General features: G+C 60.1%; 17 protein-coding genes. 16 read left to right on the top strand and 1 reads right to left on the bottom strand.

The window, feature by feature from the left end; genetic code table 11:
- Nucleotides 1-539 precede the first annotated feature (539 nt).
- The gene (locus AC1DD5_RS21090; protein WP_477522686.1) at nt 540-1463 is read right to left on the bottom strand and encodes a hypothetical protein; all 924 of its coding nucleotides are present in this window, start codon (nt 1461-1463) and stop codon (nt 540-542) included.
- 435 nt (nt 1464-1898) lie between these two features.
- Here AC1DD5_RS21090 and AC1DD5_RS21085 point away from each other — a divergent pair, with 435 nt between their 5' ends.
- From AC1DD5_RS21085 to AC1DD5_RS21010, 16 genes are all read left to right on the top strand, one after another.
- Nucleotides 1899-2087: a hypothetical protein gene (locus AC1DD5_RS21085; protein WP_477522685.1), complete on the top strand. Its 189-nt coding sequence runs from the start codon at nt 1899-1901 to the stop codon at nt 2085-2087.
- Nucleotides 2024-2680, top strand: a complete 657-nt coding sequence (locus AC1DD5_RS21080) for a zeta toxin family protein (protein ID WP_477522687.1) — start codon at nt 2024-2026, stop codon at nt 2678-2680. The genes AC1DD5_RS21085 and AC1DD5_RS21080 overlap by 64 nt, the downstream gene beginning before the upstream one ends.
- Nucleotides 2670-3839 (top strand): hypothetical protein, encoded by a 1170-nt coding sequence (locus AC1DD5_RS21075; RefSeq protein ID WP_477522684.1) that lies wholly within the window; start codon nt 2670-2672, stop codon nt 3837-3839. Before AC1DD5_RS21080 ends, AC1DD5_RS21075 begins: the two co-directional genes overlap by 11 nt.
- Before the next feature lie 529 nt (nt 3840-4368).
- Entirely contained in the window at nt 4369-4644 is a 276-nt protein-coding gene (locus tag AC1DD5_RS21070; RefSeq protein WP_477522683.1) for a hypothetical protein, read from the top strand.
- Nucleotides 4645-5274: 630 nt separating this feature from the next.
- Nucleotides 5275-6279, top strand: coding sequence for a daptide biosynthesis RiPP recognition protein (mpaB, locus tag AC1DD5_RS21065; protein WP_477522682.1), 1005 nt, complete (start codon nt 5275-5277; stop codon nt 6277-6279).
- Complete coding sequence (gene mpaD, locus AC1DD5_RS21060; protein WP_477522681.1) at nt 6276-7556, top strand: daptide-type RiPP biosynthesis aminotransferase; 1281 nt, start codon at nt 6276-6278, stop codon at nt 7554-7556. Before mpaB ends, mpaD begins: the two co-directional genes overlap by 4 nt.
- Nucleotides 7553-8767: a daptide-type RiPP biosynthesis dehydogenase gene (mpaC, locus tag AC1DD5_RS21055; RefSeq protein ID WP_477522680.1), complete on the top strand. Its 1215-nt coding sequence runs from the start codon at nt 7553-7555 to the stop codon at nt 8765-8767. The genes mpaD and mpaC overlap by 4 nt, the downstream gene beginning before the upstream one ends.
- A 4-nt stretch (nt 8768-8771) precedes the next feature.
- Entirely contained in the window at nt 8772-8915 is a 144-nt protein-coding gene (locus AC1DD5_RS21050) for a daptide-type RiPP (RefSeq protein ID WP_477522679.1), read from the top strand.
- Between the two features lie 48 nt (nt 8916-8963).
- Nucleotides 8964-9089, top strand: a complete 126-nt coding sequence (locus AC1DD5_RS21045; protein ID WP_263422335.1) for a daptide-type RiPP — start codon at nt 8964-8966, stop codon at nt 9087-9089.
- 59 nt (nt 9090-9148) lie between these two features.
- A complete protein-coding gene (locus AC1DD5_RS21040) occupies nt 9149-9286 on the top strand; it encodes a daptide-type RiPP (protein WP_477522678.1) in 138 nt (45 codons plus the stop codon).
- 82 nt (nt 9287-9368) lie between these two features.
- Complete coding sequence (mpaM, locus tag AC1DD5_RS21035; RefSeq protein WP_477522677.1) at nt 9369-10187, top strand: daptide-type RiPP biosynthesis methyltransferase; 819 nt, start codon at nt 9369-9371, stop codon at nt 10185-10187.
- The gene (locus AC1DD5_RS21030) at nt 10184-11416 is read left to right on the top strand and encodes a YcaO-like family protein (RefSeq protein WP_477522676.1); all 1233 of its coding nucleotides are present in this window, start codon (nt 10184-10186) and stop codon (nt 11414-11416) included. The genes mpaM and AC1DD5_RS21030 overlap by 4 nt, the downstream gene beginning before the upstream one ends.
- A gap of 11 nt (nt 11417-11427) precedes the next feature.
- Nucleotides 11428-13095 (top strand): daptide biosynthesis intramembrane metalloprotease, encoded by a 1668-nt coding sequence (gene mpaP, locus AC1DD5_RS21025; protein WP_477522675.1) that lies wholly within the window; start codon nt 11428-11430, stop codon nt 13093-13095.
- Nucleotides 13092-13802 carry an ATP-binding cassette domain-containing protein gene (locus AC1DD5_RS21020; protein WP_477522674.1) on the top strand — a complete coding sequence of 237 codons (711 nt, stop codon included), beginning with the start codon at nt 13092-13094 and terminating at the stop codon, nt 13800-13802. Before mpaP ends, AC1DD5_RS21020 begins: the two co-directional genes overlap by 4 nt.
- Complete coding sequence (locus AC1DD5_RS21015) at nt 13799-14548, top strand: hypothetical protein (RefSeq protein ID WP_477522673.1); 750 nt, start codon at nt 13799-13801, stop codon at nt 14546-14548. The genes AC1DD5_RS21020 and AC1DD5_RS21015 overlap by 4 nt, the downstream gene beginning before the upstream one ends.
- Nucleotides 14549-15238, top strand: coding sequence for a hypothetical protein (locus AC1DD5_RS21010; protein ID WP_442003239.1), 690 nt, complete (start codon nt 14549-14551; stop codon nt 15236-15238).
- The last annotated feature ends 19 nt before the right edge of the window (nt 15239-15257 follow it).

Here is a 15257-nt window from a genome sequence, read left to right as displayed (position 1 = left end):
TGGCAGCGTCAGCTGCGACCCCGGTAGGCTCGTTCAAGGCTCGTGGTCCTGTTCCAGGTTGAATGCTTAGACACACTCATCCCAGCAGGGCCACGGGCCCTCTTGTCTTCAACGACACGAACTCACTTCCCCACCAACCACGAAGAGCCTGTTCGATGCCAACAGGCGCCAGCGTTCCACAGACCGGCGCCCGGTCGCGCAGCCGAGCCGGCAGAGACCCCAGGATGGTAGCCTCTTGCCCACATGGGTACAACAGAAGCTTTATCCTTCGGGCTTTTCCTGCACATATGATGGACGACAGGAATCAGCTGACCGCCTGCACACACTAACCAGGTCAGGTCATCAGGCGGGCGAACCTCACCCAACACAACCCGCGGATGTGTGCAGGCTCCTGAGACGTCCTTACGCCTCTGGCAGTCTCGCTGTACGCGCAGTCACGTTTAACGCGCAGAGTCGCGCATAGTCTTTGGTTTTATTGGACAAGAACAAGAACGGCGATGTACTCGTCTCAGCCGAGCAAACTGGCCCCAAGGGAAGAGTCATTTTTGCCTTTTCCAGATCCATGATACTTCCCCGCCTTCGACGTATTCCTTTTCTTCAATTGCCATAAGCTCGTCTTCCGTCCAAGTCCCCCTTCGTTTAATCCATTTCAGCGGAAAAGCAGCGTTGGAAAGTCTGTGCAGCGTGTGCACACGTGGGAAACTGACGAATCCAGACTTTTCGTGAATTGCATCAACTATTTCAAGTTCATATGGCTCGGGTACCTCATTGACATGAGAAGCCTCGTTGACCCAGTAAATTCCGTCATATTCTTTCCAGTATTCAATGGCCGCCACAGGAACATTTATCTTCAGAACGTTCCGATGAGGAGCCGGGCTCTTCTGCCGCCGCTTTCGGATACCCAGCTGCCGCTTGTAGTCGACAACCAAATAATCAATATAGGCGAGATAGAGGACGGCGCGGTTGCGCTGGAACTTCCTGACATGCGCCAACGGCTGCGAAGCACCAGCGTCGTCGTAACTAACTTCAGTCGTGAGCTCGTGCCCCGACTTCGTGCTACTAGAAACCTGAAAAGACTCACTAAAAGAGGTCTTCATGGTTTCTTTGAGCTGGGTGATAAGTCCGGATGAGAGCTTTCCCACTGGATTGGCAGAAGCTTCGCCCCGGATCTCGGCGGACAGTGAACGCAGCATCTCGTTGTCTTGAGCTGTCTGCTCGATAGTGGTCTCCAGATCGAGTATCTCCAACGTGCGCTTGTACGTGAATTTTGCGCCAGAGCCTGCTGGCGCATCTAGGCCGGCAAGCCGTTCTCCGTGTTTTGGCTTCTCATTCAGCTGCCGCTCCTTGAGAACGAAATGCCATCGCACGACGCTAAATTTGTTCTTGCGTTCATCGCTTTGAACCCAATTTTTTTCGGTAGTGAGGTCCGCCCAAAACGGGACGGTTATGTATGCTGGCTGCACTGTTCCTCCGAAAGTTCACCGCCAAGAACACCCTCTTTGGCCCGATCTTAGACCCCCCATCGACAATCGTCCTGTACGCAAGCGTGTCGAAAAGACCGGCGATTAGCGCGAGGACACCGGGCGGCCGTCTCCTTAACCGCTCCTGGCAAGGTTCTTTTAGGCTTTGGACCCCTCCGAGGTGGTCTCAGTATGTAGCCGACGAGGCCTGAAAGACCCGGACCATGTTCGTAACCTTGCCCTTGGCCTATTCTGTAAAGGGTGACGACCGAAGACCGGACAGCGGCCCACCGCGCCAGCTTAGAGCGCCTGGGCGCAGACGGGGGGCTACTAAGTGCCCAGAGCAAGACAGCCGCGCAGAATCCCGATTGGTTCAATATCTGCCGAGGCGAACCACGCCTGGACCGCCGGCGGCTGCACAACGAGATCCTGGCATGCTTGATTGAGTCACGCCCCGAGGTTCGCCGCGACAGGAGGGCGATTGTCCTTGCCAGCACTCCGGGCGCCCGCAAGTCCACCGCACAGGCCGCCCTCATCCCGGCGACTCGGACGCAGCTCGATCACTGGCTACCGATCCACGCGGACGACTTCAAGGACCAGCTGCTGCAACAGGGCCGCGAGGACTGAAGCTACGACAGTTACTTGGTACGGGACGCGGTGCGAGCTCTCGAAGCGGCGGGGAGAAGTTCTACTCGCGCGAACGGGCCGCCCTGGTCCACAGGGAGTTATCCATCCTCGCCAAGAAGGCCCGCAACGAGACGCTGGAGTCAGGGATGAACGTCATCATCGACGGCACCCTAGGCAGCGGGAAGCAGGCCCGGATTCTGTTGGACCGCCTCCAGACGGCTGTCTACGACGTCCTGGTTGCCGACGTCGAGACAACGCAGAAAGTGAGAGAAACCCGCACACTGGGACGGTGGGAAAGCGGCTACCTCGCCGAAAACGGAATGGCCACCAGCACCGACACTGCGCTGGGTGGGCGCTGGGTCCCACAGTCCTTCCCGGCATCACTGTTCAACGGGCCGAACGACATCGAATCCGTTTGCGCAGTCCGATGCGTTAGCGACTACCAAGTCGACCGTGTAGCCGACAAGGACCGTGCCAAGCCTGGCGGTCCACTAGTTGATCATGAGACTCTGGAAGCCGTCCGTGCTACCACCACGACGTGGACTACGCACCGTAGAAGCAGTCAACAAGGGAACAAGGGTTTTGGGCGATAACAACACGGGCCAAAGGGTCGGAGAGGGCGAGTCACACCAGAGTAAGCCGCATCTGGGGTGGGTAATCGGGATCGGCGTCGCAGGAGTTGCCCTGACGGCCTTTCCCTTGGCTACAGCGGGAGAGGCCGTGGCGAGCGTCTGGCAGTCCATCGGAGTCAACGTGGGTACGGCCCTGTTGCTGGCGGCACTCCTGGTCTACATCGAGCCCCGCTTCAAGACTCGCATCGCAAAGGCAGCGGCCGAAAGCGCAGATGCGAAGTATGAAACCCGTGTTGAAGCGCTAACAGAACGCGTGGACGATTTGCAGGCAAACACGAGAGAACTTTTTGAACGATACAGCGCAATGGAGGATGAAGCCGTAAACGATATGGTTGCGCGACCAAGCTTTCATACGGTTTCGTCAGCTTTGGTTGAAGCGAACAAATCTCATGCGATCGACCGAGTTCTGGGTGTGGCCATCCCGGCATCGGGAGGCATTCCTGAAGTCCTCATTGGGTTCCGATACATGAGGCCTACGGTAGCCCGCCCCGGCGATCACTCGCGCGACTTCCTCGACGTTACACCTGCAGTGTTGGTGGAGCCCCCAAATGGGCACTTCTGGCCATTCGAGGAACACTGGAGGGCGACCGAGAGCGCAGATCAAGTTGGTGCCCGTCTCATGAAAGAACTTCAGGCTGCCGGGTTGAAGGATGTTGAGACGAAGGTGGAGTGGAAAAGCACAATTGATAGGTTGGGCGTGGCATTGGACGTGGCCTTCGATTCCAAGCGAAGCAACGGTAAGTTGATCGGCCACATCATTGAGATGGGCCCGGGAGAGTGGTTCCTCACGAGTTCTGGTATCGAGCATCGAGAGCAAGGCCTTGTCGTGGACGTGAAACAGTTCCCTCCAATGTGGGATGGGGTTCTGAGCGTGGCCGGCGCTGCTTTGTCCGGCAGCTCCGCAGAGGATATCCAGGCGCACCTTAAGGGACTGGACGAATCGCCTGAGTGGGCAGACAACGATGAATGGAAATACATCTTGGGCCGAGCGCGCACGGTCTTCCCAAGGTTCAACAGGAAAGATGCAAGACTTCCCCCAGCCTGGGCTTCCACGGTTCCCCCAGCACAGCCCGAAGCTAAGCGGCCAGCACCACCAGCTCCACCTGTAATCGGGCGATGAGTATTTTTGATGTCGGTTGTCCCAAGACGGCATAACCGCGCTTTCGGTAGGTAACTCTCGATTAAGGAAGTACCCGTGATGCTGCGCTATCCGGTCTCTTCCAATGCTTTCGGCGTCGGGGTGCTCCCACGTGTGGCGCGCTTGTGGAACGCAGCTTCTTCTCCGGCTCGCTGAGGCCAGCTGAGCGCAATTCATCGGCGGTCCAGCCCGACGCAAGCGCCGCGTGCTAGCGGCGTGTGTCTTCGTCTTCGGCAAAGGACATCGCGCGCGTCGGCCACCTTCTGCCTCGATTTGACCAGTTCACGCACGGAGTCCATGCGGTTACTGAGCCGCTGCTGCAACTCGTGTTCAATCTTCTCCGGAGAGGAAGACGCCCAGGCGAGTCCCAGTGTTGCGCCGGCAGTGGTTACGGTTGCGGCCAGCCAACGGGGGCGGCGCGGTGTCCATGGCGTAGGCGCCGATTGCACTGGAGGCCAGCCCGGCGGCAAGTCCCTGGGAGGGCCCCGCCAATCAGGAGCGGCAGAAAGCTGTGAACCACAAGCACGGTAAGGCAACCGGCGATGGCCAGCGGGAGCGCGGCGATCGAGACTGGGCGGCACCCGTGGTGGTTGGAAAGACTGCCCAAGACGAGCGGGGCGAAGTAGGCGACCGCGACCAAGGAGAACTGATCGTCGGTCAGAGCGTCGGCATTCCGGTAAGTGTCGTAAAGGGGAACTGCTGCGGCGCCGCCGGCGAACACGGGTACAACGAGTCGGTGGCCGCGACAGAGGCGCGCACTTTTCCCCTTTGCCGTGGCGATACGTGAGCGCGTGTTCGTCATGTTTTCCTGCATCTCACCGATCCAGGCGGACGCCGGGAGTGAACGGGTGGTCGCCGTTTTCAAGCGTGGCTATGTGTGGCGGGGAAGTCAGGATCGCGGGCGGTTGTCCATTCCAACAACACTACGACGGCAGTCACTTCGGAAGGAGTCTCTGTCAGTACCAACTACTGGCAGGGCCTCCCGCAGAAGTAAAAACCAAGTTCGGCTTGTGTGATGACCATTTGGAACCCGGCCTGATGAGTTACGGAACATTGCCTCCACTGACGACTTCCACAACTCACCATTCCGGGCGAGCGGAATCACGTACGGTACGCGGACGTAGATCTGTTCCGTCGTGGTAGACGGAGCTAACAAGACCCACGCCGCAACTGTGCGTGTGGAACCAATTGAGAGGATGACACCATGCGCGACAAGCCGACTGGCTGGACCGGTGGCCAGCACATGATCGGGCATTGATTCCACCACCTAGACCACCTCTCCCCACCACCTAGATAGCGCCACGCAGCACCTATCTTTGGGGCTTTCCACCACCTAGTTTCAAATTCCTCCACCATGGCACCCACTCCGGCCCATAGCTTCGTCTCAAGAACGAAGGAACTATTGGGGGTTGGGGAATTGACGTTTAGTCAGCAGCAGACGATTGCCGCAGCAGTGGATCAGTGGATTACCGGCATGCCAGGGCGCATCGCAGGCCGCGTTATTTTCGTGGAGAATCCTGAGCACATCGACTACGCGAAGACGCTCATTACTGAGGGCTCGGTCATCCTTGCTCTCAACGGGGACAAAGACGACGAAGCCATCACAACAGTTTCCGGCTCGTTCGACGCCGCCGGGGAAGAACTCCTGGTCGACGGCACACTCAGCCTGGAAATCCAGGACTACGTGGCCATTCCTTTCGTCAATCTGGTGGGCGTAACAGTGGTCAGGATGGCCACGAGCGAGGACTGGCAGGCCTTCTTCGACGATGTCGAAGAAGCCCGGCGTTCGGGACATTTCGTCCGGCAGCTGACTGAAGTGAATGCTGTTCTGTCCGAGCGGGCGTTGCTCGCAGGGATCGAACACAAGGACATCTCACTGGCAAGGCTTCACATCATGTCGGATGGAAGAATACTCAGCGGCCCATATGGAGCAGAGATTGGCCGGGTCGGCAATGCGATTGAAGACCTGCGCGCAAAGGCACTGGACCCCGGATCAGCCATGGCCAACTGCAGCGTTGACATAGAGGCCCTCACAGCCAACCCCTGGATTCCGCGCTACCTTGCCGCCTTGGATGCATGGAAGTTCATCCCGCGCGAAGCCCGTGAGACCACCAGCTTTGTGGGTTTCGGAGCCAGCCTTTTCAGTGCAGCATCGGGAGTCCCTTCGGCTTCCGCTCCTTTTATCGTCCAAAGAGCAGGGGAGTACACGCTGCTGGACACCAAGTCGGGTCGCGTCTTCAAGATTGGGGTTGATGCCGCCACCATCATCGAAGCCGTCTCCAACTTCCGGGATGTGAGCGCTGCTGCCACGGCCATAGCGCCAGCCCTCAACGTCTCAGACGCCGTAGCCACAGGATCTGTGACGGCAGTCCTGAATCAGTTCGAGCAGCTCGGCATTGACCTCATCGGCACAAACCGATGACTGCACCCCTAAAACCTCGGACGCAGCTCCCGCTCTGGGTCCCGCTGGTAAACCAGCATGATTTCGAAACAGCAAGCTACACAGCGGTGAGTGCCGAAGGCGTCCACGTCACCTTCGAAGACGGACGACGGCGGCTCTGCGCGAAGAGCGGCCTATGGAACGCGAACCTCGGCTACGGCAACGCACGGATTGCCGAGTCAATAGCCAAAGAACTCGAAACAGCGTCCTACCTCCCGCTCTTCCGGACCGCGCACAGTAGGGCTATCGAGGCCACGAAAGCCCTCCTTGAATTGCCCCGTCATCAATTCGAGCGAGTCCTCTTCTCCACTTCCGGAGGTGCCGCCAACGACGCCGTCATGAAGCTCGCCCGCCACTACTTCGTCCTGGACAAACAACCCGAACGCAAACTCGTCGTCGGGTTAATCGGGAGCTACCACGGGCTCACGTACGGAAGCCAGGCACTCAGCGGCGACGAGCTCGGCCAAGCCGTCTATGGCGTGGACAGGCGCAACATCCGGCATGTCCGGTTCGACGACGGCGGCGCCGAGCTGGCTCATCTAATGCAACGGGAGGGGCATCGCATCGCGGCGGTCATCGTAGAGCCCGTCCTTGGTTCGGGGGCCGAAGCCGTACCGGTCGCTTTCGTGACCGCACTCCTCAAGCACCGGGAGGAGCATGGGTTCCTTGTTGTGGCTGACGAAGTCGCCACCGGATTCGGCCGTATTAAAGGGTGGTTTGCTTCAGATGAGTGGCGGGAAGCCCCGGACGTCATTGTTACTTCCAAGGGACTGACCAACGGCACCAGCGCATGCGCCGCCCTTCTTATCGGCCAGCGCGTAACCCAGCTTTTCGATAAGAACGAGGCCGTCTTTGTCCACGGCGAAACCCAGGCCGGAACACCAGCAACCTGCGCTGCCATTCTCAGCACGATCTCCGAGATGACGAGGCTGGATCACACCACCCTGACCCAGCGGGTCTCAGAGGGCGTCAACAAGCTCATTGCCAAACTCCAGGGCGTTCCAGGGGTCGGCGAGTCCTCAGGACGCAGCTGTATGAGGGGCATCCTGCTGCGAGCCAAAAGTGGATCACTCCTTTCTCCGAACGGTGTCCTCGCCATCGTGCGGCGGATCCATCAGGCCGGAGCCATCGTGCAGCCTGGGCCAGGCCGGATCCAACTCCTGCCAGCACTGACTTATACCCAGGAGGACTTCGAGGAACTGCACGCGGCCATCGTCCACGGGCTGGCAAAAGCAGAACGCGACGGAGTTTTCGCATGATCGCGGATCGCACGTGGAACACGCGTTGCGTCGTCCTCGATCCAGGGATGGCACCCAGATACATTGGCGGGCTTACCCGCGGCCGAACCGGACTCGTGCTGGACAACAACCTCGTTACACAGAGAGACGCCCTCTTGGCCGGAGACCTAAAGGGCGCGCCAACGATAAACCTAAAAGCTGGCCCCGTCACCGTCGAGACCCTGAGGCTTGTGGGCAGCTTCATTCGCAAGCACGGACTTCAGAGCGTTGTGGGCCTTGGCGGCGGTTCGGTGATGGACGCCGTAAAGCTGGCGGCGCTGTTCACCGCGGACCCGAGCCTCACGATTTTCGTCGAACGTCATGCCAAGCGCTCGGGTCTCGTCGTTCTACCTCCGGTCGCTTATCCAAATGAGCGTCCCCGAACCGTCCTCCTGCCGTCAACCGTGGGGACCGGTGCTGAAGTCAGCGCTGTAGCGTGCCTGGACACCGCCGTCGGGCGCCGTTTGATCGCCTCACGTCACCTGCCAGGCGACGTGGCAGTACTCGACGCTGGCAACCTCGCCACCCTGCCGCGGCAGCTGCTTTTCGAAGGGCTGCTGGAGGCGTTCCTCCGGGTGGCCGGCACCATGACTGGCAGCGGCTCCAACATTTTCGACGACGACAGTTACTCACTTTTGGCGCGGATCGTCAGGCTGGGGAACCGAGTGACCCGTGAAGACGGGCCCGAGCTGAGACTGAAGGCGGCCCACCTCAGCATGGAGACACACACCGGCTGGGCCCTGGTAGCTCGGGACCCTTACGGAGCGAAGCACTGGTATCTCGCCAACGAACTTGCCTATGTCACTGGAGTCCGAAAGATGACCGCCACAGCGTCGGTGATCGGTCCCATCTGGGAGGAGATCGCCAATGGAACCGCAGCCTGGGGTGACCGTAGTCGCCTGCTGAAGCTCTGGTCCGTGGTTATGGACGCGGATCCTTCACTGGACCCCAACCCCGCCAAGGGCATCAACCAATTGATGTGGCGGTGGGGCATCGCACGCCTGGACGCCATTAGCGAGAAGGCGTTGATGAAGACGACCGCCGCCGCTCTCCGGAACTGGGGTGGCGGGTTGCCGATGCTGCGGAGCCTTGATGGCGTGCAGCTCCAGTACGTCCTCTCCAAGGCAGCGCTGGAACAACAAATCTTGCCAGGCCCAGTGGGCGAGCTACGAGCGGTAAGGGAAAGGGGGTGAGTACATGAGCAGCACTCTTGCACCCAGGACTTTGGACCTCCACGTCCAGGAACTGGATAGCATCGACGTCCCTGACGACTGGAGCGAACGCATCCACGGCATCACCGTTGGCCTCGCATTGATCGGGATCGCCGTCAGCATCACCTGAGGGGCTCGCGCAGGCCTTCCAACTTGCAACGAAGGGAGGTGAACGCAAATGCAGAAACAGCTCAACATCTCCATCCAGGAGATCGAATCGCTGGACACCCCGGACTTCAACAACTGGTTCATCGGAGTATCCCAGGGAGTTGCCATCGGCATTATCGCCGTCAGCATCACCTAACCCGTCCGGGAACGGACAGGCCGAACAACAGCACGAACTACAAGAGAAAGGAGAACGCAATGATCGCACACTCGAACCTTCAGCTGACCATCGAAGAACTGGAGAACCTCGACACCCCGGACGATACCCCGTGGTACATGCGCGTTGGTGACGTCATCATCATCGCCGGCATCGTCATCGGAATCGCCGCCACCTAGCTGGTGCACGCGGGTGGCGCGACGCTTCGCCGCCGCCCGCGTGGATCCCCGACTCCTACCAACTCCCGGAGAACACGAGCTGATGAATATCCCGCCCGACAAATCTGCCGATGCCATCCTGCGCGTCCTTGGCTACTTGGATCCTCCCGAGGATCTGTACAGCGTTGCAGGCTCCCGTCTTTACGATCAGATCACCGCTGATGACCTCACCGAACTGCCCGAGATCCTGGCTGCAGCACGCAAAACCACCGGGCCCATTCTTGAATTGGCTGCGGGATCAGGGCGGATCACCCGGCCACTCCTTGCCCTGGGACGTCCGCTGACCGCCGTCGACTCCTCGCCGGAAATGCTCGCGATGCTCGCGGAAAGGATCGACACCAAAGCCTTTAATCCCCGCGAAGTGCCGGTGGAGTTGCTCGAGGCGGACATGTCCCGATTTGACATCGATGGCGGCTTCGGTTGCGTCGTTCTCGGCGCCAGTTCCATCACGCTCCTGGACCCCCAAGACAGGAGGGAGTTGTTCCGCCGCGTCCGTGACTGCTTGATGCCCGACGGACGCTTCTTGTTGACGGTACTGAACGCCGACAGTCACCAGGCATCGGAAGGACACGACGGCGGAACGACAGTTTCGGCGCTGGGCGAGGACGCATTCCTCATCACCGTGGAAAGCCGTGATCCGGTCAACGGGGCCCGGCACGTAACTATGATCCACGTTGGCTTCGATGAAGGCGGTACGTACCGATCCTCCGCGTATTCAAGCGACATCGCGTTCGTCAGTAACAGCCTCATCGAGGAAGAAGTGCTGGCAGAAGGCCTAACCATCCTCGAGCGTCGGCCGGTCCGCATCGCCACGCAGGTGCCTGGCCTGAATGACGTCGAGCTGTGGGTGTGTGGCAGATGAGCATCGATCCTGTACTTACCCTTGATCCGTCGCTGGGTCTGGTGTCCTCCGCGACGGTCTATCTGCCCAACGATGTAGGGCTCTGGCGAACCGTTGCGTCCCTCGCAAATGGGCGGCCCGACGGGAAGGGGTTCGCGACCGCCGTCGGAGCTTTTGACGTGAAGAAGAGATCCTCCATGACGCGGGGCGCAGGCGAGGCCGTAGAGCGTTTCGCGTTGGCGCCCATGGCAGCGGACGCTGAACACCTTCTTGCTGCGAGGGACGCAATCGACAAACGCATCGATTTTGTTAGCGCGGGCTTGGGACGCGCCTCCGCCCTCGCCTTCAACTTCCCGTGGTACCGGGCAACGGACTTGCTGACGGGCCAGGAATCACACGTACCGGCTCCTGTGCTGGACTACGCCGCTGGTGGATCCACGCATCCGGATCCATGGAACGGGTTCTTTGATCCATCGCCGAATGGCGCAGCGTCCGGTCCGTCAGAACACTTCGCGCGAGCATCCGGCATCGGTGAAGTCATAGAACGGGATGCCTTCCTTTCTGCCTGGCGCCAAAGGGTTCCCCTCCACGAGTTCGTGGCTGGGTCGATGCCGGCAGATGTGCTCCACGCCCCAGGCACACGGGGTTTGCTTCTGCTTCTGGAGGCTGCACGCAAAGCTGACATCGCCCCAACGCTGGCCTTCATCCCACAGGGTAAAAGTCCCTTGCATATTGCGGTCTGCATCATCGCTGGCGACACCGGGCACGGCCACTTCGGTGCTGTTGGACTCAAGGCGGCCGCCGACCCCGTCGCCGCTCTGAAGGGAGCCCTGCAGGAAGGCCTGCAGATTCGCGAACTCTTCTTGTCACGGACGCCATCGGCAGTTCAATTACCGGAGGTGGTAGACGACGAATCCCGCGCGGACTTCTGGACCACCGGGCAAGCCCTGGCTGAATTACTTTTGTGGGTTCGAACCTTCAGGCCTGCCCACTTTCCGCAGGTCAAATCCATTCCGAACGTCGACGTCCTGGTGAAGTTTTTGGCGGGGCGAGACATTCGATCACACTGGGTCAGCCTCACCCACCGCCTCCCAGCGGCAATTCAGGAACTCGGGTGGGTAGCGGGCAAGGCGATTTGTCCCGGTGCTGTTCCGCTGACGATGGATGAAACCAAAGGACTGGTCCAGATGCCGTCCGGTTCGGTCTGTGACCCCTCCGGTATGTCCCTAACACCGCACCCGCTGATATGAGAAAGCTCGCCATGCTCGGATCGTCCAAGACCCCGACACCCGTTCAGTGGCCGGTTCAGCTGGCGCCAGCGGCCTCCATTGATCAACCGTTAGCGGACGGCGGCCCCTGGATTGTTGCCACAAACAGTGTTCCAAAAGCCCGGGTTTCAGCAGATGTGGCCGCCGTCCTCAGAGCAGTTGATGGTGAGAGAAACCCCGCCCAGATTGCCCATCTTTTGGGGTTGCCGTGGACGGCTGCCGACGTCATGGGGATCGTTCGGCAGTTGGCGCACACTGGCATTTTCGACGGCGGCACGAACCAGCAGAGGGACCGGCGGGTTCAATTCCGGCCACCCTTGACGGTGCAGTTCACCTTGTTCAATCCGGCGCCGCTGCTACTGCGATTCCGACCTTTGGTCGCTGCCTTTGCGCGGCCGATAGCCGCACTGCCCCTTGCCCTGGTTCTCATAGGCAGCATGGTGGGCGCCCTGACGGCTGGCCCAAGTATGTGGCGGGTCTTGGCGACGCCGCTGCCACTTGAGGTATATCTGTACGTTGCTCTTGCGATGTTTGCCTCCACGTTGCTTCATGAATTCGGCCACGGAATGGCTCTCAGCTACTTTGGCGGCACCCCTCGGCGAATCGGCATCATGCTGTTCTACCTGTCCCCTGCCTTCTTCTGCGACGTAACCGATGGCTGGCGGCTGAGCTCACGAAAACAGCGGGTGGTGATCGCCCTCGCCGGGCCCCTGGTCCATCTTGGTCTGGGGAGCATCGCGCTGGCGGTGCAGACTTTACTTCCGGCGTCCTCGGTGAAGGACGCGGCCCTGCTCTACGGCATCATTTGTTGGGCTGTCGCCATTTTGAATCTCTTCCCGTTCATCAAGCTGGACGGCTACGTTGCCTTGATGTCGGCTGTGGACGTCCCCCACCTCCGCCAGAAATCCCTTAGGGCGCTGGCCGACGTCGTTGGCTCCCGGGTTCTAGGGGCGCGGGCCACTTTTCGCGGTAATGGCTTGCTCCCGTGGTTCGGACTGGCGAGCTTCATCGCAGGCGTCGGGTTCATGATTATTGGCTTTCAACGCATTGTGCCGATCTTCCTGCAGCTCGGATACATAGGGCACATGGTGGTGTTCGCCATCCTCTGCTTGCTCATGGTGGTGGCTGGCAGGAGTGTGGTTCGGTTTTTCCGCGGGGCTGCGGAAAACGGCAGCCCACTGTGGAGGCGTGCCCTCGCCACGCTCGTGGGCGCTCTTGCCACTGGAGCGCTTCTCACTGTGATCCCCGTGAGTCCCGTGACCGTAGCGGGCTACACCTATATGAATGGCCAGTTGCTCATCGTGACGCCCGACGGTTCCAGCGATGGCGCGCTGAAACCGGGCGACAGCGTCACCTTGCAGTCACAGGGAATGGTCATCCACGAAAACCTGGGCCACGCCACGATTGGGGAGCACCCGCCGTCGTCATCCACTGCATCTGTAGACACCATCGTTCCCTTAGCGCTCGCAGGCACCACCCTGCCCGTGTTGGCCTACGTAGGTCAGGTGGAAGACAGCACATCGCTCCCTGCTTCGGGGCGGGCGGAAGTAACCAGCCGAAGCCAAACAACTTTGTGGGAGTGGCTCTGGCAAGCCGTTTCACATTCCCCGTTATGGCCCGGACCACCCGAAGGCGACGACTCCACGAGGGGGCACTCATGACAATCCACGCCAGCTTCGAGGGATTCACCAAGAGAAGGGGCAAACGATTGACCGTCGAGGATCTGACGTTCGATGTGCCTGCAGGGCGGGTTGTGGGACTCATTGGACCCAACGGTGCTGGAAAGAGTACGGCACTCGGAGGGCTGACAGGTTTGGTGGAGGCGACGTCGGGCCGGGCAACCGTGTTCGGAACCGCCTACCGCTCCCTAAAGAGGCCTGCCGCTCACGTTGGAGTGAACTTGGACGGGATGGAGGTGGAACCCGGATTGACAGGGCGACGTCACCTTCAGATCTGCCAGTTGGCAGCACGCGTGGATCGGGAAAATGTTGAACGGGTCCTGGAAATCGTGGACCTTGCGGCCCACGCGGACAGAAAAGTTCGGGACTACTCGCTGGGGATGAAACAACGGCTAGGTATTGCATCTGCCATCATCGGAAACCCTCGGCTACTTGTCCTGGACGAGCCCGCGAACGGTCTGGACCCGGAGGGGATCCAGTGGCTTCGCGCTTTTCTCCGCAGGTTCGCTGAGTCCGGCGGGAGTGCCCTGGTCTCAAGCCACCAGTTGATGGAGCTCGAACAAATTGCGCACGACGTCGTCATCCTGAAACAACGGACATTGTTCCAAGGGACCCTCGAGGAAGCGAAGGCCCTTGGTGGTGGAAGCCTTGAATCCGCCTATTTCAAGATCCTCGCGGATGCCCAATGATGGGGCATTCGAACGCCAACTGGGCCGGTGGACTACGAGCAGAGCTACTCAGGTACTTCAGCGGATATTCCGTTCTGGGCATCGTGGCCTTCAGTGCCTTGGTGCCCTGGTTCGTGGCGAACTTCCTGGGCTGGCCAGACAATGCGGATCAGCTTTCCGCGGCGGGCAACATTCAAGCGTTTTGGGCTTTGACCGCCACTATTGCGATCGTGGCTACCTTTGCCGGGAGCTACCTGGTCACCCGTGAGTCGTACTACGGGACGCTCCGACGCAGCCTAGTGATGTCGGGACTAATACACCTTGTGGCAGCCAAATACGCGGCGGCGCTCGTGGTCGGCCTGATCACTCTGGCGGCCGGGATCGTGGCTTGGGGAGCCAGTGCCGCCTTCTCGTTGACACCGGAAGTGCGCGGGGAGCTCCTCAGCCCCGAGTCTTGGCGAGCCCTGCCCGGCGTCGTGGTTGCGTCCGCTGTTGGTTCCCTGTGGGGTTGCTCGCTCGGCTGGATCATTCAGCACTACTACGCGACGACGATCGTCACCATGCTTATTCCGCTCGCCGTTGAACTGCCCATCTTGGCAAACGATCCGGAAATAGGGCGTTGGCTGCCCTCCGGTGCGTTGGCAGGCATTGCTTCTCTTCCATTTGAGGGCCTTCTTGAACCATGCCCAGCGTTCCTGGTCTCGCTGGCGTGGCTCCTCGCAGCGAGTGCCGGCGCGGTTGCTGTGCTCAAGAGAAAGGAGTTCTAAATGGTGTCCGCACTTCTTGCGGATCTTCGCCGCCCATGGCTGTGGAAGGGTTCAGGGATAGCCTCCCTGCTGGTGATCGGGCTCCTGGCTGCGCTCCTGGTGACCGCCAGCCTCGAATCCACCGCGGCACTTCCAGGTCTTGAAGGAGTTCTTCGAGGGGCAGGCTTATCGCTCATGCTCACGAGTGCGGGTGTGATGGGCTCTTGTTCCTTCACCGCGGACTTCCGGGCTGGGTGTCTTACACGCAGGGTTCTGTTGTTTCAAAGGAACCCGGCGTTCATTGCAAGAGCACTGACAACAGCTCTGGCGGCAATCCTGGGCGGCGTGACGGTAGGCATCTGCTTCGGTCTTGCCGGGGGAATAGTCGCTGAAGGATGGCAGCTCAGCCCACAGGTAGTGCTAGCTTTCGCTGGAATGGCAGCGATGGGGTCACTCTGGGGATTCGCCATTGGTTCCCTCCTTCGCAATCACCTTGTGAGCCTCTTCGCGGTTCCCCTCAGTTTGGTTGCGCCGCAGATCCTGTCCCTGGGCAATGCCGAGACGTACCTATTCCCATTCCAAGCTGCCGACTGGGCGAATCAAGCGGCAGTCCACATACCGGCGTCGGAGTCTTTCTTCGGGGCCGTTGCTTGGCTGTTAATCGTCTTGGGGGCAGCCTGCGCCGTGTTCTCCAAGCGTGACTTGGCCTGACAACTACCACTCAATCAAG

The organism is Paenarthrobacter sp. 10L420 (assembly GCF_056395385.1).
Note: the sequence above shows the minus strand (reverse complement) of the source record. Positions and strands in the feature narration are given on the sequence as shown.